The sequence below is a fragment of the Paenibacillus assamensis DSM 18201 genome (genome assembly GCF_000422445.1).
In the GTDB taxonomy this organism is placed as follows: domain Bacteria; phylum Bacillota; class Bacilli; order Paenibacillales; family Paenibacillaceae; genus Paenibacillus_B; species Paenibacillus_B assamensis.
The window spans coordinates 498,077-518,602 of record NZ_KE383837.1; the positions used below are offsets into that span (position 1 = coordinate 498,077).

Here is a 20,526-nt window from a genome sequence, read left to right on the forward strand (position 1 = left end):
GCACAAATAAAAAAGCTATCCCTTAATCAGTCCATTGTCCAACATCAGGATAGCTGCTGTCATTCATTTTTAATTCAACATCTAGCACTAAAAAAGAGGTAAGCTGTCCAAGTTATTAGTTGGATCTCCATCGGCATCACCACGGATATACATCTTTCCATTTCTTCCTTTAAAAACGTTGGCACCTGCTATTTCACCGGTTTGAACAGCCTGTAACGCTTGCTCGTAACCAAGTACCCGACCACTATTCGTTTGGAAAGCAGTTAAATCACCATCACCATTTTTCTGAACAGCAACAAATGTTTCTCGTTCATTCATTTTACGCAGCCCCTTCACATCTGTAATGGCGAACGATCAACTGCCCTCCCGATCTTGCTTAACATCCTACTATGAAGCAGCCAATCATTCACATAGGGTTAGCATACCTTTAGAATGAATCACATATACACTTGCTCGCCTCTACAACTTCTTCTCCATACGAACATGTAAAATACCCGCATCATAAAAAGGCTCTTCCGAAATCGTTACATAACCAAGTGATTGATAAAACCCTTCTGCTTGACACTGAGCATCCAATACACTGCGCTCTACCCCATGAACACGAGCAGTTTGCTCCATCCCTAATACGAGTACACGCCCTATACCTTGCCCACGGTATGATTTACGAACAGCGATTCGCTGCATTTTAGCTGTAAGCTCATCCAACAGTTTAATGCGGCCTGTAGCTATGTATTCCCCTTTTTGCTGCAAGAGCACATGATAGGCGGGGGCCTCTAACTTATCATACTCGTCACACTCTTCCTCAACCGGTACTTGCTGCTCTTCTACAAACACTTCTAATCTTATCGCAATACATGCATCCAATTGCGCTTGTGTTTTTACTTCTAATAGTTCTGACGTCATTATTCGGCACCTCCATTAATCAGGAAACATTATTATACAAAAAATTGGATATCATGTATAGTTATACTGACACGCATTTTACCAAATCATCCGGAGGTTAACACATGGATCCAATTACTGCTACCATAGTTGCCGTCATTATGATGGTAATCGGCATGATTACTTTATTGCTAGTCGTCACACGCAAAGCCTATTCGAGAAGCTGGGATAAATTCAATCCAGATACATGTAACCTTCCAACTACAAGCGAACAAGCAGAGCAATCGAACAACATTCCCCAAGAGCACAAACAACATGTTAAATCATAACTTTATCACTTGATCACCATCTCTTAACGTGGTTCACTTTTACAACTAATAAGTATAAAGAACAAATAACCTCGAAAATCGGCCATGTAAGAACATCGACTTTCGAGGTATATTTTTAATTTTTTTAGCTTGTACTTTCTCAAAACTACGGTTGATACACCTCTTCAGGAATGACTATTTTTCCATACACCTCTTCATATATAGGAACTTTAGTCTCGTGCATGTCCCAAACTTCTTCTTTCGCCTCTGGTTCAACCATAAGCAAACTCGTGCATCCTGACATTATAACAACAAGAACACCCGTCACCACGTATGTGACAGCTCGTTTACGCACATCCGATACATTCATCAAGCTAACCTCCTCGATAAATCTACCGACAGTGTACCCGCGTCGGCCTGTCCATAAACCCTACTCCAAATAAATTTGAACGATAACCGACCCTAATTGGGACACTTGCACCTTAAAATATATAAAAAGCCGGCTCAACTTTCTGTGGTAAATAAGAAAAAACCCTTGTTTCAACAAGGGTTTGGACGTATAAGTTTGGTGATCTGAGACGGGTTCGAACCGCCGACCCCTACCCTGTCAAGATAGTGCTCTCCCAGCTGAGCTATCAGATCGTTGTATAACATCTTCTATATGAAATACTTACCAATAATATAACAAGCAATATCGCTAATGTCAACGCATATAACAACCAATATACTAACTTGCATCATCCATCTAATCTATAGCTGCGGCAGCTGCCAATCAATTTCAGCCTCACCCCACTCACGAAGCTTGGCATTGATTTTCGAATATGGCTTGCTCCCCATAAATCCACGATGAGCCGACAACGGACTCGGGTGCGGCGATTGAACAATAAAATGCTTCTTCTGATCTATCATTTTCGCCTTCGCTTGTGCATGACTACCCCAAAGGACGAAAATAATAGGTTTTTCACGCTCATTCAACAGTTCAATCACGTAATCGGTAAATTGCTCCCATCCCATACCCTTATGTGAAGCAGCTTGTCCAGCACGCACGGTTAAAACCGTATTCAACAGTAGCACTCCCTGTTCAGCCCAAGAAGTTAACGAACCATGATTCGGCATCGTTATACCTACATCTGAGGCACCTTCCTTAAGCATGTTCAATAGCGAAGGTGGAATTCGCACACCAGGGCGCACAGAAAAACTTAATCCATGTGCCTGTCCTGGGCCGTGGTAAGGATCTTGTCCAACGATTACAACTTTCGCATCTTCATATGAAGTTAGTCGGAACGCTGTAAACAGTTGATCATAAGGAGGGTAAATTTCTTCTCGCTCGTACTCCCCCTTTAACCATGACCATAGTTGTTTAAAATATGGCTTGCGGACTTCATCATGCAGCATGTCTGACCAATCGTTATCGACTTTCATAGCCACTTCTATTCCTCCCTATCAAGTTAAATGGATTTTCATGTCAATGAACTAAAAAACCCCTTCCGCTTCGCGAAAGGAGTTTAGCCAGTCCATATTCAATGCTATATTCATAAGTAGCGCTAAAAGGTTATGTAATGGTGCCGAGAACCGGGGTCGAACCGGTACGGTAGTCACCTACCGCAGGATTTTAAGTCCTGTGCGTCTGCCAATTCCGCCATCCCGGCATATAATAAGCACTAACTCGTAGAATATATGTTGAATTATGGTGGGCCCTGAGGGACTCGAACCCCCGACCAATCGGTTATGAGCCGACCGCTCTAACCAACTGAGCTAAGGGCCCCTGATTGCCACAAGGGTATATGATTGCTTTGGTTGCGGGGGCAGGATTTGAACCTACGACCTTCGGGTTATGAGCCCGACGAGCTACCGAACTGCTCCACCCCGCGTCATCATTTCTTTCATCGCGTCGTTCATCAGCGACAAGTAATACTATACTACATCACACATGTTCAGTCAACCATTTATTTAAACTTTTTTTAAAATTAAAATTTCGAATGAAATTCCACCACATTACAGCCCCATTACAACACGAATCTTACTCCATATTTCCCACGACGAGAGCGATAAATCTCTATATCGTGAGGCGTACTGTAGCCATATAGCCATGCATCATGCTCCAAACGCTGCTGAAGCACTCGAGCCTGAAATTTCGTATCATAAAGCTTCCCCCAATAAATCCATTGCATGTTCATACATCCTTTCCTTACTTATACTCCCTCATCTAATATCTTGAATGGATATGCTCCTATCATGTAAGACCCAGCATCAAAAGTGAGTGATTATTAGGCATGATTTAACACTTTATGTTTATATAGAAGTAATGTACCCCATTTCATACATTTCCATGAACAAATAGCACACTACAAAGAACTCGCTGTATTCGATCTAGATAAAGAGCACAATAAAAAAGGCATGCCATAATTGGCACGCCTCTCTCATCTTTAGCGATATACCCCACCTGGAACACCATCTGGTTGGATAGGGACCCCATTTTTAATTTTTTGCAGCATTTCGTTACCTTTTGTTTCCCACTCTTTTAATGCATCCTTCGTCGTTTTCTTACCAGTAACAACTTCATTGAACAATTGCTGAGCAAACGTTTCTACATAGCTCAAATCTGGCTTGCTCTCATAAAGGTCTCTATTGCTCTTAGTATTAATTACAGGTTTCACATTGTAGAACGCTGCGATATTGTAATTCAAACCTTCTTTAGGTTTAATGTACGATTTGCGTGTAACCATTTCATAGCTAGTGCTGCGGCTGCGTACTTTAGCCCATTGCTCGCCATTTACATATTGGATAAAGTTCCAAGCATCATCAGCATTTGGCGCTTTTGCATTAATAGAGAAAATGTTGTTAATATTAATCATGCTGGAAACACCAGGTACTTCAGAGTGATGCGGAACGGATACAACATCCCACTCAAACGGTTTGAAATTTTTAATCTTGCCCGCATTACGTGCAGCACTTGCAAGATCCCCGTTCATGTAGTACATATCTGTAAGCATCATTGCTACTTTACCAGATAAGAACTGATCATGAGCGAAAGGATTATCCTCCTGTGGCGGACCATCCATCATCATTGCATCTTGTGTAGGAATTACTTTATCTTTGTACAATTTCGCTACTTTATCCCAAGCTTTCTCCCAATTTGGCGAGTTAACAAGCATTTTTTCAGCTTTAGTATCAAACATTTGCAGCTGAAGTGGGCTCATGTACGCATATGTCATGGAATAATACGGATCTCCCGTGTAACGATCGAATGCGAAGCCATACGTTCGATCCTTACCTTCACCTTTACTTACACGCTGCGCCAATGCAAACATTTCATCCCATGTCATTCCATCCTTAGGGAATTCTACCCCTGCATCTTGGAACAACTTCTTGTTGTAGATCAAAGCGCTGGAATTGAACGTTGGTGCCAAGCCATAAACGCCCCCTTCTCCCATCGACTTAATTCCATCCTGAACAGCAGGCACGATATCAGAAGTGTCAAACTTGTCTTGTACCATGCGCTCATCCAACTTCGCCAACATACCATCTTTAGCTAGTTGACGGAAGCTTTCTGCATCAGAAATGACTACATCGACCGCATTAGCGCCTTCTAATATTTTTTTCCATGATTCTTTGAAAGATGGCTCTTTCTTTTTCGGATCTTTATCATCTTCGTATCTGCGATCCTCATAGTTAACGGCAGGGACAAGCTCGATTCGAATGTTCGGATTCGCCATTTCAAATGCTTCTACATACTGTTGTCTAAACCAGCTGTCATCTCCACCGCCATATGGCATCCCGATACGCAATACACGTTCCTTGCCTGGAGGAACTGCTTCCTCTTTCTTCGTACATGCAGCCAGCATTGGCACGATCATTGTCAATGCTACTGTCAGCATTAACGCCTTCTTCACCCATGATTTCTTCATCTCTATTACTCCTCCAATTGTCTAGGTGTGCGGATAATAATCTTATCGCCATCCAATTCCATCGATGCTTTATCGTTAATACTCAACGCTTCTAGATAATCTTTTGGTACTTGCAAACGACCGACACGATCCACAACAACATAAGCTTCATGTATCTCTTGCAAACCTTTTCCTACTTCATCCAATCCTGGATTACGCTTGATGAACTCTGTACTTGTTAAACCGTCACGAATAGCTACTACGCGATCGACTTTACCAGCTATAGACAAGTCGTGCGTTACGATAACAACCGTAACGCCCAATTCTTTATTCATTTTACGGAAAATGTCCATAATCAGATCAGAAGTTTGCGTATCAACTGATCCTGTCGGCTCATCTGCGAGCAGCAACTTAGGTTTGTTAGCAAGAGAGATCGCAATCGCAACCCGCTGCTGCTCACCACCTGATAACTGCTGCAGCTTGTTATTTAAGCGATGGCCGAGACCGACCCATTCTAGCAACTGCTTCGCATAAGCACGGTCCAATCGCCCTGACAGCATCATTGGCATTTCTACATTTTCCAAAGCTGTTAAGTACGGTAATAAATTACGGGCATTATTTTGCCAAATAAACCCGACCGTATCTCGTTTGTATTTAACAAGCTGATCATCCGTTATTTTTAATAAATTCCATTCCCCAACTTGAATCGTCCCAGCAGAGGGACGATCCAAGCCACCTAGAATATTTAGAAATGTAGACTTACCACTACCACTGTTTCCGATAATGGCCATCATTTCGCCTTCCTTAACGGTTAAGTTAAGTCCTTGCAAGGCGACAACTTCCAAATCGTCGGTTTTGTATATTTTTACGAGACCTTCGCAATGTATCATCGTTTAACGCTCCTCTCCCATCTTCACGGCTTGATGCACGCGCAGACGACGAATATGAACAAAGAGAAGGGAGGCGCCCAGTAGCATCATGACACCGACAACCATATACAATTGCGTCGTATCCTTCGAATCAAATATAATGCGGAACGGCGGCACCTGCATTCGTGCATCTGTCGTGCTTTGCAAGAATGGAAGGAACAAAATACTCGCAAGCTTACCAATCAGAATACCTAGTCCAATCGATAGTCCTGCCGTAAAGATTTGCTCTAGCAGGAGCATTCCTGTAAGCTGGCGGCGTGATAGACCCATTGCTCGTAGTACCCCGAACTGTACGACCCGGCCCGATAAATTAAAGAACCAATACAAAATATAACCAATAAGTGAAACGATAATCGATATCAGGAAGCCTAGGCTTAAAATACCGAACACTCCACCTCTCGTTGGATGCTTGCTCTGACTAACCAATTCACCCTTCGTATCCGTTATAGAAACGAGATCGATTTGCTCTTTTTGCAGCGCATCTACAATTGGTTTCGTTTTGGCCCCATCCTTCATCTTCAATAGAACATCGTAAGGAATCGTACCAAGCTGATCATAAACATAATCTAAGTTTACGATATAAAAAGGCATCTTCGCAGGATACTGCCCTGGCCAATAAGGTAATGTAGCGACAACTACCAGTTCCAGCTCTTGACCATTCACGGTTAAGGTAAGTGGATCTCCAGGGTTTATTTGATACTGCTTCGCAATACTCGTTGGAATAATGACAGCCGATTCCACATGTTTGCCGAGCGCATCCAAATACAGATTCGGATGCAAAGGATACATATCTTCACGGAACCACGCGACTTTAGCAAAATCGACATTGTCGATACCGACCAAATTACCAGAACCAAGTGAGCTGCCAGCTGATAGAACATTAGCTTTCACCTGCATCACTCTTGTTGCCTCCTCAACTCCTGGCAGTCGTTTAAATACTCCGAATGGAGGCTCATTGTATATAATTTTGCCCTGCGGCTGCTGACCTTGACCTCCTCCACCTTCACCAGGAGGTCTGCCACCACCACCACCTTGGCCGCCACCGCCGCCTTGGTTTCCTTTGTTCGCATCAGGATCTCGCTCTTGATAACTTTCAAATACCGGGGTAATGACGACATCAGCAACATGTTTATATAAGATTTGCTCCGTTGAGTTCACATCGATCGTACGTGCAGCAGATGAATTATACACACCAAGACCGAGCGTCAAAATTAGCAAGATCATTAGTGGATAATAAGCTGTAGATGAGCGTGAAAGTTGGGTCAATGTCAAATACAACGGTACAGGGAGCAATTTCCCACCAATCCATTGAATAAGCTTTAGTATCCAAGGGAATAAACGTAGGAAAAATAAGCCTGATGCAAATATCGCGATTGCGGGTACAAAGAATAAGAATGGCTGTACTTGCAATTGGTCAGCGCTCATTCCTGTCTGGAACGACAGCATTTGCTGCTGACTGGATAAATAATAGCCATATCCCGCAACACCTAGCAGCAATATATCTAGGAACCAACGCTGCCAGAACGGCTTTCTGTCGGAACGCGCCAGCTTCTGCTTCAAGTTAACGATCGACGAGCGCGCGAAAATAACAGCTGGAATAATACTTGCTAATAATGCAATTATGACTGCTACAACTCCGAAAATAACGGCATCGGTTGTAAAGCCGACCGGTATAGACTTGCGATTGACGAATTCGAGGAATCCGTTTGCCGAACCAATAGACTTGGCCATAAACCAACCTACGAATGGGGCAATAGCAAGAGCTAGACCGCCAAGGATAATTCCTTCCATTAAATAAAGCATAATGATTTGGCGTGTACTTGCTCCACGGCTTCGGAGCACCGCAATATCACTTTGCTGCTTTTGCAGAGATTGATTGGCATTCATCGCAATAAAGTAAAATACCATCGCTATCATCGGCGCAGCTAATGTAAGTAACATCATTTGAAGCTGAATACTTTGACTACGGAATTCCTCCAGCAGCTTCTCAAAGGAAAGCTCGATCTTCGTATCTTTGAGCTGTTGATTCAAATCAATTTTCATGCGATTTAGGGTACGACTTAAATCAGTAATTTGACTCGTCTGGATATCACGTAGATCAAACGCATAGTACCAGCTTGATTGATTGATCGGAATTTGCATTTCTTTCAAAAGCTTGTTTTCAAATATGTCCGGGGCCGCGTACAGCACGTTAACCATGCTGTCAAATCCTTGATACCAATACGGATCAGTATCTTTCAATGGCTTAAATGTACCTACGATCTTCACTTTAACGATTGATTCGGTACCACCGGAAACCGGGTATTCCAACACAGCACCGATATGCAAATCATTGCGATACATCGCGTCTTCCAACATGACTACTTCTATCGGACTGTCAGGTGCCGATTCTTTGTATGTACGACCGTTTGTCCATTCAATTTTATCCTGCAATCCATCCATCGACGCGATCGTCATCGTCCGAATTCGACTCGCATCTACCTTTGTAGGATCTTCTGGATAAACTTCTGTCGCTCTAAGCGACTGTGTCCTTACGAACACTTGTGAAGGAAAACCTATTTTTTCTTTCACATCTTTTTTGATGTATTGGTCAACTGACTGCAGCGCATTTAAGTCGGTCTTATCAGCACCGCTCACTTGATAACGCATCAGCAGTGAACCAGCTGGAAGTGATTGGCTATTATCTACAATCGACTTGCTGACAACGCGTTTCAATGCGCCATCCGAGTACATCGGGATACTAACTGTAAAAGAAATTGCGACGAGCAAGCCGAGCAATGTGCTAAGCGTCATCCAGCGTGTATTCCACATTTTGCGGAACAGGAATCTAAATAATGGAATCCCCATTAATTACCTACCACTTTCTGACCAGGCTCTAAGCCTCTCAAAATTTCAACTACCGTTGAGTCTTCCTGCCCAACCTCTACATCTACTTCACGCTTCGTTCCATCTGACTCTACAACTTGCACATATTTACGTGAGCCAATCTTACGAAGTGCTGAGTTTGGAATGACAACTGCATTTTCTTTACGGCTCTTGATAATGTTGACACCAAGACTCGTACCGCGTTGAACATTAGCTGGGAGCTTATCGACCTGCACGATAACAAAATCCTCTAGTTTCTCTTTTTGCGCACCATTACCGCCTTGTCCACCATCTGGTTGATTTGGCTGATCGGAGCCGCTAGAACTGTTTGGATTCGGAAGTGCTTTGATTTTACCCTTGATCGGCTTGTCTTGCCCGTTAATTTTGACTTCAGCTTCCATTCCTATCGCAACATCTTCAAGTTCATCTTTAGACAATTTGACAGCTACCGTCAGCGTAGAAGTATTGGCAATAGTCGCAATGGGTTCATAGGCTTTTGTCTGATTCCCCTTCTGTCCATACAATGCAACGACAGATCCTGAGAACGGAGCACGGAGCGTAGCTTTGCTTAGATCCTTTTCCAAGTCGGCAAGATCTTGCCTCTTCTGCTCATAATTCAATTGCATTTGTTCGAATTCAAGCTCATCCATTTCATCGCGCTTACGTAAATTTTCCTTCATCGCATATTCTTCTTTGCGAAGATCGAATTTTTTGTCGCGGATGCTCTTCTCAATATCCTCGGTTTCGAAAACGGCGACAACTTGTCCCGCTTTAACCTTGTCACCATTTTTCACAAGTACATCTTTAATCCGCTTGCCGTCTACAGAGAAGTACACATGTTCTTCCTGCTGCGACATAATCTTACCGCTAGCGCTGAACTGATTGACTAACGTTTGCGTCGTAACTTCATGCTCAGGCTTCTTCGAAATCGTTGGCGGTGTAATTACTGGCAATGCCTCTTCTTCCTCTTCAGCAGGCAGAAGCGAACAAGCAGAAGTGAACAGTAATGTACTAGATATAGCAATTAACATCCAGCGTTGTAGACGTCTGCTGCGAGATCGTTGTGAATTAGGAGACGAACTTTCCGTCAACCATTTCGTATACATGATCGGCTACCTCCATTATTGTTGGATCGTGGGTTGTCATACATATGGAAATGTTCTCAGTCTCGATAATTTGCTGAAATACCCCCATGACTTGAGCAACCATTTGCGTATCGAGTTCAGCTGTAGGCTCATCGGCCAACAACAGCAGCGGCTTATGCGCGATTGACTTTGCTATAGCAACACGCTGCTGTTCACCACCCGACATCTCAAACGGACGATGATACATGCGTTTACCAAGCCCTACAAGTTCAAGACAATGCTGGGCTCTCGCTTTCCACAAATGTCGAGGAATGTTAGCCATCCGTAATGATAATTCTACATTTTCATACGCAGATAATAGCGGCATAAGAGCGAACGCCTGAAAAATAAATCCGACATCATCCCGGCGGACACGTGTGCGCTTATCATCGCTCCAAGCAGATAGCTGTTCGCCACGGAACCATATTTCCCCGCTAGTAGGTAAGTCTAATCCGCCCAACATGTTAAGCAGCGTCGTCTTACCCGATCCTGAACGGCCCTTCAACATGACAAGCTGGCTTTGCATAACTTGCATATTTATGCCTTTCAAGACATGCAGCTTTTGACTGCCCACGTCAAATATTCGCTCTACATTACGCACTTCAAGCAGCGGCTGATCAAGTGCTAACGTCACCTTACGCTGCGGCCACTCTTTAGTCGAATCTTTGCTCTTGATGTCTGCAGTTACTTTCGCGTCTACTTCTACTTCTACTTCTGCTTCTATCGTTGGTTGCTGCTCCGTATCAGCACTTGAGACATCCGGCTTCTGATGCTGTTTTTTCTTGAGCCGAAGCTTCTTCAGCAATGACTTTGCCCCCTCTCCCCGTAATAAAAATTCTTCTCAAGTATAAACGAAGAAATCAATGGAAAAGTTACAGACTGATTAACATAATCCTACACGTTTTTAAAATTATTTGGAAAAAATAACAGACCTACCCTTGTAGAACTTCATCCCAAAAACAAGTCTGCTGCATGTCAATATTTACATGATTATGCGTATTCCCACATACACGATTTCAGCTTTTTTCCCTTCATAATCATAGACTCAGCAAATCATCCAGCTATGATATCCCCACTTCCCACAGGACTAAAATAAAAGACGTTACCTATTAGGTAACATTGCTCAAACTCGTATCGTAAGGCATCGTACCTCTTATTCCATTCATGAATGAAATGAGTGGCACAAAGTGTAATATATAACGAAATGTGGTTAGCGCCAACACAACCTCCATGTGGATTTGAACTCCTTCTTTAGAAGGATAATTTGTTGAAATACAGTGCAGTTGCAGATATGCTGTTATTAGCAAGCGATTCTACATGATGAACGAACAGGAGTGCAGTTATGGAGAAGCCACGTATTCTTATTATTGAAGACGAAGTGAAAATAGCGAGAGTTATCCAGCTTGAATTAAAGCATGAAGGTTATGAATCAGAAACGATAGATAATGGTTTAGACGGATATCAACTATGCCAGGAACAGAACTGGGATTTGATTCTGCTTGACGTGATGCTCCCAGGATTAAGCGGCTTGGAGGTATTGCGACGTCTTCGCACGTCCGGCAATATGACTCCTGTTATTTTGTTGACGGCGCGGGACTCTGTACATGACAAAGTAAGCGGACTTGATCTAGGTGCAAATGACTACGTTACAAAGCCGTTCCAAATTGAAGAGCTGTTAGCACGTATCCGCACATGTTTGCGCATGAAAGCTCAGCTTCAGCCGGCACCTACAATTCCTGTAGATAGTGGTGATGTTTGGACGATGGCTGATTTAAGCGTCCATGACAAATCAAGAGCAGTAAAGCGAGGAGATCATGATATTGAACTGACACCTCGTGAATATGATTTACTTGTATTCATGTTAAAACATCCGAATCAAGTGATGAACCGCGAACAAATACTAACCAATGTATGGGGCTTTGATTATTTCGGAGATACCAATGTCGTCGATGTTTATATTCGTTATTTGCGCAAAAAAATCGACCATCAGTTCGACAAACAGCTTATACACACGATTCGTGGTGTGGGGTACGTCATGAAGGAGTAGATCGCTAATGAACATGCGCACGAAAATTTATTTGCTGTCATCCGTCTGGCTGCTGCTCGTTATTCTCATTATCAACATGTCAATTTACGCTTTGTTCTATAATATGACAACCAGAGATGCATTGAGCAGCGTTCAGCTTCAAGCGCAACAAATCTCTAAGCCGCTTCAAGAATTTACGGGAGGCGACATTAATGATTTTCTTCGCGGTGGTTATTTACCTGAAGACGGAATGATTCGAATTATATTTGAAGATGGAAAAGTAAAGCATGATCCAGCCCGTCAAGTACAGTATCAAGAAATGCCCGCAACGTACTACCAGGAACAAAAAAACGAGCTGTTTTTTTATTTAGATACGATGTTTGCACGCAGCTATCTTCCTATCATTTATGAAGATGGTCGGATTGCAATGCTTGAAGTGACAGAGAACATACAATCGACTCAGAAAAATTTATCACAATTAAGATGGGTATTAACGATTGCGACCATTGCCGTATTAATCCCCTCTTTTTTAGCTGGTAGATTTTTGACAAATTTAATTTTGCGTCCTATTAATGCACTTATTGCAACGATGGAAGAGATCCAGCGGAAGAATACGTTCAAAAAACTTGACGTAAAGGGTAAATCCCAAGACGAGCTGTATAAGCTTGGCAATACGTTTAATAAAATGATAGAACGATTAAAACTTCACTTCGATCAGCAGCAGCAATTCGTATCAGATGCTTCACATGAGTTGAAGACACCACTAACCGTTATCGAAAGCTATGCAGAAATGCTAAAACGCTGGGGAATGAACGATCCGGAAGTACTCAAAGAATCTGTGGAAGCGATCTATTCTGAAGCTGTGCGTATGAAAGAAATGACGCATCAAATGCTGGACTTAGCTCGACATGATGCGGGCATGCATATAGAGGCCAATACGTTCGATTTGATCGACGCTACTGCTCAAGCTGTCAAATTAACGAAACAAGCCTACCATCGCGAAATTACGCTGCAGCAGGATTTGACTGCACTTGAAGTACATGCAGATGAAGCCAAGTACAAACAGCTTCTGTTCATTTTGTTGAACAATGCTGTCAAATACAGCTCAGGCGATATCGACGTCCACGTCTCTGCCGACCAATCCCATGCTCACATTGTGGTTAAAGATTGTGGAGTGGGCATTCCTGAAGCGGATATCCCACATCTATTCGAACGATTCTATCGTGTAGATAAAGCTCGACATCGGGAAACAGGCGGAACTGGATTAGGACTTTCCATTGCCAAGCAAATCGTGGATGCCCATGATGGTACGATTGAAGTAGAAAGCCAAGAAGGCGTAGGAACTAGCTTCATTATTCATTTTCCACTTACTTGGCAAGTAAAAGCATAGTCACTCTCATCAAATTCTCATTATTTTATCATTGCAAACTAAGCTATATCTGTTACCTTTAAAACAACGCACAGATTCTTCTCGAATAGAGGTGAATATACAATGGATCGACTTAAGAAAAAATGGATCTATGCTGCAAGCAGCGCACTGTTGCTAGCTTTCCTTTTATTTGGTGTACGACAAATTTGGGCACAGCAAACGAATCCACTCCTTTCTGAGCAAGAAGTGAAACAAATCATTAGCAACGCCTATGCTGGCAAGGTGGAGCGCATTCAACTCAATGAACATAGCAATCCACCTCAATATGTGGCCAAGCTTAAAAATGGTGATAGATGGTACGAGCTGCATGTTGGTGGATATAATGGCGATATCCTTCATCTTAAACAAATAAATGAATCAGGTGTTCCAATGAATCCGAACAAACCAGGCAAGGATAATCCTGGAACTGGTCAGCCTACTAATCCTAATAAACCTGGAAATGGTTCTACGCCTATAACAAAAGAAGAAGCGAAGCAGATCGCGAAAACACAATTTAATGGAAAACTCAGCTCGCTCGAATTGAAAATACAACCGGACGGCAGCCGCTATTACCAAGCCAAATTAGAAAATAATAAAGAATCAATCATTATGTATATTAATGAAGCTAATGGCGAAGTGCTCAAAAAAGAGATCACCTCCAAACCCAATAAACAACCAACAAACAACACGATGCCGATCACAGAATCTGAAGCCAAGTCCATTGCACTCAAACATGTAAAAGGTACAATCAAATCCATTGAACTAGACGATGAAAATGGAGTACCTGTCTATGAAGTAGAGGTAAAAATGGCAACCGGCACAAAAAAGGTATACATTAATGCCTATTCTGGAGCTGTTATCAGCACCGTCTCAGATGACGATGATGACGACGACTCAGACGACGATGATACTGCAAGTAAAAAAGAGGTCAAGGGCGTTAGCACGGATAACAAAAACAATAGTACTTTGAACAGCAAGAATACCAACAAAAATAATAACGCTGGGTCCATAGTCAATAAACCTAGTAAGCCTACCACCAGTAAGCCTACTAGCACAAACAATACAAATAATACTGACAATAACCACACAAATAATAACGGCAGTTCTACGGATACCAACACACCTGTAAACAATGACGATGATCAAGTAGGCAGCCAACCGAGCGACGATAATGATGATGACGACGATGATGGTAGCAGTAATGACAGTAATAACACCAGCAATAACAGTAGTAACAATAGCAATAACAGCTCAGATGACGACGATGATGATTATTAATTGAAACATGCTTCTACCCAACAAGCCGCCAACCTTAACAGTTGGCGGCTTTCTATGTGTGGCACAAATATTCGAAATTCAAAGCAATTTCTCATCTAATTCTCATCTAATTGCCTCTTTACTCTAATAATTGAAAGTTATTATTACGATATAAACATTAGAACTTCAAGGGAATATCTAACACTGGGAGGATTTACTATGAAAAAATGGGCAGCAACTACACTAGCAGGAGCGCTAGTTCTTAGCGGAATCGGATTAGGAAATAACGTAATGGCTAAAGAAAACAATGATACGAGTAAACCTGCTCCAGCCGTACAAACATCCAACAACAATAACAAAGGGAAAATTTCAATCGATAGTGCAAAAAAAATGGCAACTGGTTTGTTTAAAAACGCTAAAATCGAAGAAATCGAACTTGAGAAGAAAAATGGCCGCCTCGTTTATCATGTAGAATTTGAAAACCGTAAAGATAAAGAAGATGAAGTCTACATTGATGCATACACAGGCAAAGTAACATGGGAAAAAGATTTTAATGACGATGATGACGATAATAAACAAAAGAAAGACAAGAAAAACCCTACAAATAAGGACAATAAAAACAACAAACCAAGCACGAACAAGAACGACGACGATGATAATGACGACAAAGACGATGACGATAATAAGAAGCCAGCTAAACCAAAGCAAAACAAGCCGAACAAACCAAGTGCAAAAATAACAAAAGAGCAAGCAATTAAAATTGCATTAACGAAAGTACCAGGAAAAGTAGAAGAAGTTGAGCTTGAAAAAGAAAACAACAAGCTTGTATACGAAATTGAAATTAAAGCAAAAAAGAAAAAGAACGACGACGATGATGCTAAAGTATACGTTTCCGCAACCGATGGCAAAGTACTTAAAGTAAAATGGGACGACTAATTTATCTTTATCAGTAATTTCATGATTACCCTATTAAAAAGCACCTCTAACTTTTAAAAAAGTCGAGGTGCTTTTTCTATCTATTTATCCCATTCATTGATCAGTCGCTTAAAGAGATTGTTATTTTAGCCAGTCATAAGCACGATCCTATACACCCCAAGATGCTGGGTCACGTCTCCATGCTTGCAGCATATCCACGTCTTTTTCTTCGATGACATTCATCTCTACTGCCGCTTTAATGAGCGCTGTGTAGTTAGACAACGTATGCAAAGGAACGTTTGCTTGAGCAAATCCATCCGTTGCCTTGTCGAACTCATAGCTGAAAATAGCCATAACTGCCATTGGCTCTGCCCCTACCTCACGGATAGCTTGAGCCGCCTTTATGGAGCTTCCTCCTGTCGAGATAAGATCCTCGATAACGACAACCTTTTGGCCTGGCTTAATCGAACCTTCGATTTGATTTTGCTTACCATGTCCTTTTGCTTTGTCGCGTACGTAGGCCATTGGAAGCCCAAGCTTGTCCGCTACCCACGCAGCATGCGGAATACCTGCTGTTGCTGTACCAGCAATGACTTCTGCATCAGGTGCATGCTCACGTACAAGCTGCGCAAATCCTTCTGCAATGGCATTGCGAATCTCAGGATAACCCATCGTTAAACGATTGTCGCAATAGATGGGAGAACGAATGCCAGATGTCCACGTGAATGGGTCATTTGGGCGAAGTGCTACTGCTTGAATGGTAAGCAAATGATTCGCAATCGTTGATGCCAAAGACTTCGATGTTGTTGTCATATTAAATCATCTCCTTCAGGATTTGTTCCAGCGCTTCGCGCGGGTTCGTTGCAGCTGTTATTGGACGGCCGATTACGAGATAGTCTGTACCTTGCTGAATCGCCATAGCTGGTGTCATTATTCGAGCTTGATCACCTGCTGCACTGCCCGCAGGTCGAATACCCGGCGTAATCGTCTGAAATGATGCGCCGCATGCATCTTTAATAAGCTGTACTTCTTGTGGTGAAGCCACAACTCCATGTAGTCCCGCTTCTTTAGCCAGCTTCGCATATTTGATAACGGCATTAGGAACCGTACCCGCAATGCCGATCTCTTCATTCATTACTTGCTGATTGGTGCTTGTCAGTTGAGTCACAGCGATAACAGTAGGTCGAATCAAGCTGCTATCTTCCTCTAATGCCTGTTCAATCCCTTCTACAGCCGCCTTCATCATCATTACGCCGCCTGCTGCGTGTACGTTGAACATATCAACGCCTAGCTTCGTCACGCTGTGTGAACCGCCTTTGACTGTGTTCGGAATATCATGCATCTTTACATCGAGGAACACTCGATAACCTCTAGCCTTAAGCTCACGAATGAAGTCTGAACCCGATGCGTAGAACAGCTGCATACCTACTTTCATATAGCAAGGTATACCTTCAAGCTGCGTCATTAACTGCTTAGCTGCTTCTACACTAGGATAGTCAAGTGCTACCATCACTCGGCCTGCTGCCTGTTCTATCGTCATTCGATTTGTCATCCGTTATGCTCCCCCTATTATCATTGTCTCGCTTGTTCCATACGCACCACTCAATACTCGTTAATTATTGCAGTATATACTTATGAAGAGCATTCAAACTATCAGCACACAGTCCGAGGAGGCCAATCGGCCTCCTCGTCGTAAGCGTTTCTATTCACATTATAGTACTGGCATCGGACGTGAGGAGAAGTTAATACGCTCCAGCATCTCAAGTAACGCGCGTACTGTATCTAGAGAAGTCATACATACGACCCCGTTCTCAACCGCTTCACGACGGATTCGGAAGCCATCACGCTCTGGTGTTTTCCCCTTCGTCAATGTATTGACAACAAAGTGCGCTTCACCATTACGAATCAAATCAAGAATGTTTGGCGTGCCTTCTGTCAGCTTCTGTATTCGTGTTACGAGCAAGCCTGCTTCTTCAAGCGCAGTTGCCGTTCCACCCGTTGCAATTAGCTTATAGCCAAGACGGCTGAAGCCTTGCATCAATTTCGCAGCCTCTTCCTTGTCTTTGTCAGCAACCGTACAGATGATAGCACCTGCTGCTGGAATTTTCATTCCAGATCCGATGAGTCCTTTATACAGCGCCTTCGCATATTCAACATCGCGTCCCATTACTTCACCCGTAGATTTCATTTCCGGGCCAAGCGTCGGCTCTACGCGGCGCAGTTTCGCAAAGGAGAATACCGGCACTTTTACAGATACATGGTCATCTTCTGGCCACAAGCCTTCTTGATAGCCGAGGTCTGTCAATTTGCTGCCAAGAATGAGCTTCGTTGCTACATTCGCCATCGGAATGTTTGTCACTTTGCTTAAGAATGGCACCGTACGCGAGGAACGAGGATTTACCTCGATAACATACACTTCGTCTTGGAAGATGACAAACTGAATGTTAACAAGTCCAATCGTCTTCAATTCCTTCGCAATGCGGATGGTAATGTCAACAACCTTTTGCTTCAATTCTGGCTTGAGATGCTGCGGCGGATATACCGCAATCGAGTCGCCAGAGTGAACGCCTGCACGCTCAACATGCTCCATGATGCCCGGAATCAATACCGTTTCGCCATCACAAATTGCGTCTACTTCTACTTCTTTACCTAGCATGTAGCGGTCAATCAGTACCGGGTGCTCCGGATTAATTTGCACCGCATGCTCCATGTAGTTGAGCAACTCGTCATCAGAGTAGACAATTTCCATCGCTCGACCGCCAAGTACGTATGACGGACGTACAAGTACAGGGTAGCCCAAGCTTTGCGCCGTACCTACTGCTTCATCTACAGAAGTTACGGTTTTACCTTTAGGCTGTGCGATATTCAAACGTGAGAGCAGCGCCTCGAATTTCTTTCGATCTTCCGCCTCGTCAATGCTCTCTAGGCTCGTACCGATAATACGTACCCCTGCCTTCGCCAACGGCGCAGCCAAATTAATTGCCGTTTGTCCACCGAATTGGACGATAACACCTACTGGCTTCTCCTGCTCGATTACGTTCATAACGTCTTCGAAGAAGAGCGGTTCGAAGTACAATCTGTCAGATGTAGAGAAGTCCGTAGACACAGTCTCAGGGTTGTTATTAATAATAACTGCTTCGTAGCCAGCATCTTGAATGGCCCACACTGCGTGTACAGTCGAATAATCGAACTCAATTCCTTGCCCGATACGGATTGGACCGGAACCTAGTACAAGCACTTTCTCTTTCGTAGACTGGACAACTTCATTTTCCATCTCATATGTCGAGTAGTAGTATGGCGTCGTTGCTTCAAACTCTGCCGCACACGTATCTACCATTTTATAAACTGGTTCTAGATTGTGAGATTTACGAAGGCTGCGCACTTCTGCTTCGCTTGTGTAGCTTCCACCTACAAATACCTCATTGCGAATCTCAGCGATGGCACGGTCAGTAAAGCCGTTGCGCTTCGCATCATACAATGTCTCAGCAGACAGTTCTTCTTCCCCACGAATGCGATCCTCGAAACGAATCATGCCTTCCAACTTATCAAGGAACCACCAGTCAATCTTCGTAAGGTCTTGCAGTTGCTGCAGCGTATAACCGCGACGGAAAGCTTCTGCAATAAGGAACATACGCTCATCATCCGGCTTTTTCAGACGTGATTCAAGCGTCTCTATATCAAGCGCATCCGTGCCTTTCAGATAGAGACGGTGCACACCAATTTCCAAGGAACGAATCGCCTTATGCATTGATTCCTCGAACGTGCGGCCAATTGCCATCACTTCGCCCGTAGCTTTCATTTGCGTACCAAGCTTACGGTTAGCTTGTGTAAACTTATCGAATGGCCAACGTGGAATTTTAGAAACGATATAATCCAGCGTAGGCTCGAAGCAAGCGTATGTTTGCCCTGTTACCGGGTTAACAATTTCGTCAAGCGTGTAACCAACCGCAATTTTAGCTGCCATTTTCGCAATCGGGTAGCCTGTTGCTTTAGATGCTAGTGCAGAAGAACGGCTTACACGCGGATTAACTTCGATTACATAGTATTGATAGCTGTACGGATCGAGTGCGAACTGTACGTTACATCCACCCTCGATGTTCAAGGCACGAATAATTTTCAACGATGCTGAACGCAGCATCTGATATTCACGGTCAGATAGCGTTTGGCTTGGTGCTACTACGATACTGTCACCTGTATGAACCCCTACTGGGTCAAAGTTCTCCATGTTGCAGACAACGATACAGTTGTCATTCGCATCACGCATAACCTCATATTCTACTTCTTTCATACCTGCGATACTTTTCTCAACCAAGCACTGTCCAATTGGACTGTAGCGAATACCGGAAGCTACGATATCACGAAGCTGCTCTTCGTTATCGCAAATTCCTCCTCCCGTGCCGCCAAGCGTATAAGCTGGGCGAACGATAATTGGGTAACCAATTGTATTTGCAAAGTCCACTGCACCTTCAACGGTCGTAATAATTTCACTTTCAGGTACCGGCTGCTCCAATTCACGCATTAGCTCGCGGAACAAGTCGCGGTCTTCTGCACGCTCGATGGCATCGAGCTGCGTACCTAGCAATCGAACATTTTCTTGCTCTAGAACGCCAGCGCGAGCTAGTTCTACAGCCATATTCAATCCTGTTTGACCACCTAGTGTTGGAAGCAATCCATCAGGACGCTCTTGGCGAATAATTTGTCTAACGAAGTCCAACGTAATAGGCTCGATATATACTTTGTCTGCCATATTTGTATCTGTCATAATCGTAGCTGGGTTGCTGTTAATGAGAACAACTTCCATGCCTTCTTCTTTCAAAGCTTGGCAAGCTTGTGTTCCAGCATAGTCGAACTCTGCCGCTTGACCAATGACGATTGGGCCGGAGCCGATGACGAGTATTTTCTTAAGTTCCTGATTCTTCGGCATA

Annotated in this window: 18 protein-coding genes and 4 tRNA genes; 5 read left to right on the plus strand and 17 right to left on the minus strand. The window is 43.3% G+C overall.

What is annotated here, in order from left to right; translation table 11 throughout:
* Positions 1–87: 87 nt before the first annotated feature.
* Together H580_RS0116625 and H580_RS0116630 are read right to left on the minus strand one after the other, a co-directional pair.
* On the minus strand, positions 88–318 hold the full coding sequence (locus H580_RS0116625) for a DUF3892 domain-containing protein (RefSeq protein ID WP_028595781.1): 231 nt from the start codon (positions 316–318) through the stop codon (positions 88–90).
* A gap of 141 nt (positions 319–459) precedes the next feature.
* Positions 460–903 carry a GNAT family N-acetyltransferase gene (locus H580_RS0116630; protein ID WP_028595782.1) on the minus strand — a complete coding sequence of 148 codons (444 nt, stop codon included), beginning with the start codon at positions 901–903 and terminating at the stop codon, positions 460–462.
* 104 nt (positions 904–1,007) lie between these two features.
* Between H580_RS0116630 and H580_RS24610 the strand changes: the two genes are divergently transcribed.
* Positions 1,008–1,211 carry a hypothetical protein gene (locus H580_RS24610; protein ID WP_036605379.1) on the plus strand — a complete coding sequence of 68 codons (204 nt, stop codon included), beginning with the start codon at positions 1,008–1,010 and terminating at the stop codon, positions 1,209–1,211.
* A 145-nt stretch (positions 1,212–1,356) separates the two neighbouring features.
* On the opposite strand, the gene H580_RS0116640 is transcribed toward H580_RS24610, so the two are convergent.
* The 12 genes from H580_RS0116640 to H580_RS0116695 form a co-directional block, all read right to left on the minus strand.
* Positions 1,357–1,560 (minus strand): hypothetical protein, encoded by a 204-nt coding sequence (locus tag H580_RS0116640; RefSeq protein ID WP_028595783.1) that lies wholly within the window; start codon positions 1,558–1,560, stop codon positions 1,357–1,359.
* 196 nt (positions 1,561–1,756) lie between these two features.
* A tRNA-Val gene (locus tag H580_RS0116645) sits at positions 1,757–1,832 on the minus strand.
* A 108-nt stretch (positions 1,833–1,940) separates the two neighbouring features.
* Positions 1,941–2,612 carry a uracil-DNA glycosylase gene (locus tag H580_RS0116650; RefSeq protein WP_211224420.1) on the minus strand — a complete coding sequence of 224 codons (672 nt, stop codon included), beginning with the start codon at positions 2,610–2,612 and terminating at the stop codon, positions 1,941–1,943.
* A 138-nt stretch (positions 2,613–2,750) separates the two neighbouring features.
* A tRNA-Leu gene (locus tag H580_RS0116655) sits at positions 2,751–2,839 on the minus strand.
* A gap of 39 nt (positions 2,840–2,878) precedes the next feature.
* A tRNA-Ile gene (locus H580_RS0116660) sits at positions 2,879–2,955 on the minus strand.
* Between the two features lie 29 nt (positions 2,956–2,984).
* A tRNA-Met gene (locus tag H580_RS0116665) sits at positions 2,985–3,061 on the minus strand.
* 135 nt (positions 3,062–3,196) lie between these two features.
* Positions 3,197–3,361, minus strand: a complete 165-nt coding sequence (locus tag H580_RS26425; protein WP_169449379.1) for a hypothetical protein — start codon at positions 3,359–3,361, stop codon at positions 3,197–3,199.
* Positions 3,362–3,616: 255 nt separating this feature from the next.
* The gene (locus tag H580_RS0116675; RefSeq protein ID WP_028595785.1) at positions 3,617–5,098 is read right to left on the minus strand and encodes an ABC transporter substrate-binding protein; all 1,482 of its coding nucleotides are present in this window, start codon (positions 5,096–5,098) and stop codon (positions 3,617–3,619) included.
* Between the two features lie 5 nt (positions 5,099–5,103).
* Positions 5,104–5,967, minus strand: a complete 864-nt coding sequence (locus tag H580_RS0116680) for an ABC transporter ATP-binding protein (protein WP_028595786.1) — start codon at positions 5,965–5,967, stop codon at positions 5,104–5,106.
* A gap of 3 nt (positions 5,968–5,970) precedes the next feature.
* A complete protein-coding gene (locus H580_RS0116685) occupies positions 5,971–8,853 on the minus strand; it encodes an ABC transporter permease (RefSeq protein WP_028595787.1) in 2,883 nt (960 codons plus the stop codon).
* Complete coding sequence (locus H580_RS0116690) at positions 8,853–9,977, minus strand: efflux RND transporter periplasmic adaptor subunit (RefSeq protein ID WP_028595788.1); 1,125 nt, start codon at positions 9,975–9,977, stop codon at positions 8,853–8,855. The genes H580_RS0116685 and H580_RS0116690 overlap by 1 nt, the downstream gene beginning before the upstream one ends.
* Positions 9,940–10,671 (minus strand): ABC transporter ATP-binding protein, encoded by a 732-nt coding sequence (locus H580_RS0116695; protein WP_245583595.1) that lies wholly within the window; start codon positions 10,669–10,671, stop codon positions 9,940–9,942. Before H580_RS0116695 ends, H580_RS0116690 begins: the two co-directional genes overlap by 38 nt.
* A gap of 666 nt (positions 10,672–11,337) precedes the next feature.
* Between H580_RS0116695 and H580_RS0116700 the strand changes: the two genes are divergently transcribed.
* The 4 genes from H580_RS0116700 (at position 11,338) to H580_RS0116715 (ending at position 15,622) form a co-directional block, all read left to right on the plus strand.
* The gene (locus tag H580_RS0116700) at positions 11,338–12,042 is read left to right on the plus strand and encodes a response regulator transcription factor (RefSeq protein WP_028595790.1); all 705 of its coding nucleotides are present in this window, start codon (positions 11,338–11,340) and stop codon (positions 12,040–12,042) included.
* A 7-nt stretch (positions 12,043–12,049) separates the two neighbouring features.
* Entirely contained in the window at positions 12,050–13,411 is a 1,362-nt protein-coding gene (locus tag H580_RS0116705; protein ID WP_028595791.1) for a sensor histidine kinase, read from the plus strand.
* A gap of 102 nt (positions 13,412–13,513) precedes the next feature.
* Positions 13,514–14,707: a PepSY domain-containing protein gene (locus H580_RS0116710; protein WP_028595792.1), complete on the plus strand. Its 1,194-nt coding sequence runs from the start codon at positions 13,514–13,516 to the stop codon at positions 14,705–14,707.
* A gap of 198 nt (positions 14,708–14,905) precedes the next feature.
* Positions 14,906–15,622, plus strand: a complete 717-nt coding sequence (locus H580_RS0116715) for a PepSY domain-containing protein (protein ID WP_028595793.1) — start codon at positions 14,906–14,908, stop codon at positions 15,620–15,622.
* 147 nt (positions 15,623–15,769) lie between these two features.
* Here H580_RS0116715 and pyrE read toward each other — a convergent pair whose 3' ends face one another.
* The 3 genes from pyrE to carB all read right to left on the minus strand — a co-directional run bounded on the left by pyrE (position 15,770) and on the right by carB (position 20,525).
* Positions 15,770–16,414, minus strand: coding sequence for an orotate phosphoribosyltransferase (gene pyrE / locus H580_RS0116720; RefSeq protein WP_028595794.1), 645 nt, complete (start codon positions 16,412–16,414; stop codon positions 15,770–15,772).
* A 1-nt stretch (position 16,415) separates the two neighbouring features.
* Positions 16,416–17,153 carry an orotidine-5'-phosphate decarboxylase gene (gene pyrF, locus H580_RS0116725; RefSeq protein WP_028595795.1) on the minus strand — a complete coding sequence of 246 codons (738 nt, stop codon included), beginning with the start codon at positions 17,151–17,153 and terminating at the stop codon, positions 16,416–16,418.
* A 159-nt stretch (positions 17,154–17,312) separates the two neighbouring features.
* The gene (gene carB / locus H580_RS0116730; protein ID WP_028595796.1) at positions 17,313–20,525 is read right to left on the minus strand and encodes a carbamoyl-phosphate synthase large subunit; all 3,213 of its coding nucleotides are present in this window, start codon (positions 20,523–20,525) and stop codon (positions 17,313–17,315) included.
* Position 20,526 lies beyond the last annotated feature (1 nt).

Excerpts from the sequence above, each read along its gene's own strand:
- H580_RS0116625 (WP_028595781.1), bottom strand. The coding sequence starts at position 318 with ATGAATGAACGAGAAACATTTGTTGCTGTTCAGAAAAATGGTGATGGT.
- H580_RS0116675 (WP_028595785.1), bottom strand. The coding sequence starts at position 5,098 with ATGAAGAAATCATGGGTGAAGAAGGCGTTAATGCTGACAGTAGCATTG.
- H580_RS24610 (WP_036605379.1), top strand. The coding sequence starts at position 1,008 with ATGGATCCAATTACTGCTACCATAGTTGCCGTCATTATGATGGTAATC.
- H580_RS0116640 (WP_028595783.1), bottom strand. The coding sequence starts at position 1,560 with ATGAATGTATCGGATGTGCGTAAACGAGCTGTCACATACGTGGTGACG.
- H580_RS0116710 (WP_028595792.1), top strand. The coding sequence starts at position 13,514 with ATGGATCGACTTAAGAAAAAATGGATCTATGCTGCAAGCAGCGCACTG.
- H580_RS0116700 (WP_028595790.1), top strand. The coding sequence starts at position 11,338 with ATGGAGAAGCCACGTATTCTTATTATTGAAGACGAAGTGAAAATAGCG.
- H580_RS0116705 (WP_028595791.1), top strand. The coding sequence starts at position 12,050 with ATGAACATGCGCACGAAAATTTATTTGCTGTCATCCGTCTGGCTGCTG.
- H580_RS0116715 (WP_028595793.1), top strand. The coding sequence starts at position 14,906 with ATGAAAAAATGGGCAGCAACTACACTAGCAGGAGCGCTAGTTCTTAGC.
- H580_RS0116650 (WP_211224420.1), bottom strand. The coding sequence starts at position 2,612 with ATGAAAGTCGATAACGATTGGTCAGACATGCTGCATGATGAAGTCCGC.
- pyrF (WP_028595795.1), bottom strand. The coding sequence starts at position 17,153 with ATGACAAATCGAATGACGATAGAACAGGCAGCAGGCCGAGTGATGGTA.
- H580_RS0116685 (WP_028595787.1), bottom strand. The coding sequence starts at position 8,853 with ATGGGGATTCCATTATTTAGATTCCTGTTCCGCAAAATGTGGAATACA.
- H580_RS26425 (WP_169449379.1), bottom strand. The coding sequence starts at position 3,361 with ATGCAATGGATTTATTGGGGGAAGCTTTATGATACGAAATTTCAGGCT.
- H580_RS0116680 (WP_028595786.1), bottom strand. The coding sequence starts at position 5,967 with ATGATACATTGCGAAGGTCTCGTAAAAATATACAAAACCGACGATTTG.
- pyrE (WP_028595794.1), bottom strand. The coding sequence starts at position 16,414 with ATGACAACAACATCGAAGTCTTTGGCATCAACGATTGCGAATCATTTG.
- carB (WP_028595796.1), bottom strand. The coding sequence starts at position 20,525 with ATGCCGAAGAATCAGGAACTTAAGAAAATACTCGTCATCGGCTCCGGC.
- H580_RS0116690 (WP_028595788.1), bottom strand. The coding sequence starts at position 9,977 with ATGTATACGAAATGGTTGACGGAAAGTTCGTCTCCTAATTCACAACGA.
- H580_RS0116630 (WP_028595782.1), bottom strand. The coding sequence starts at position 903 with ATGACGTCAGAACTATTAGAAGTAAAAACACAAGCGCAATTGGATGCA.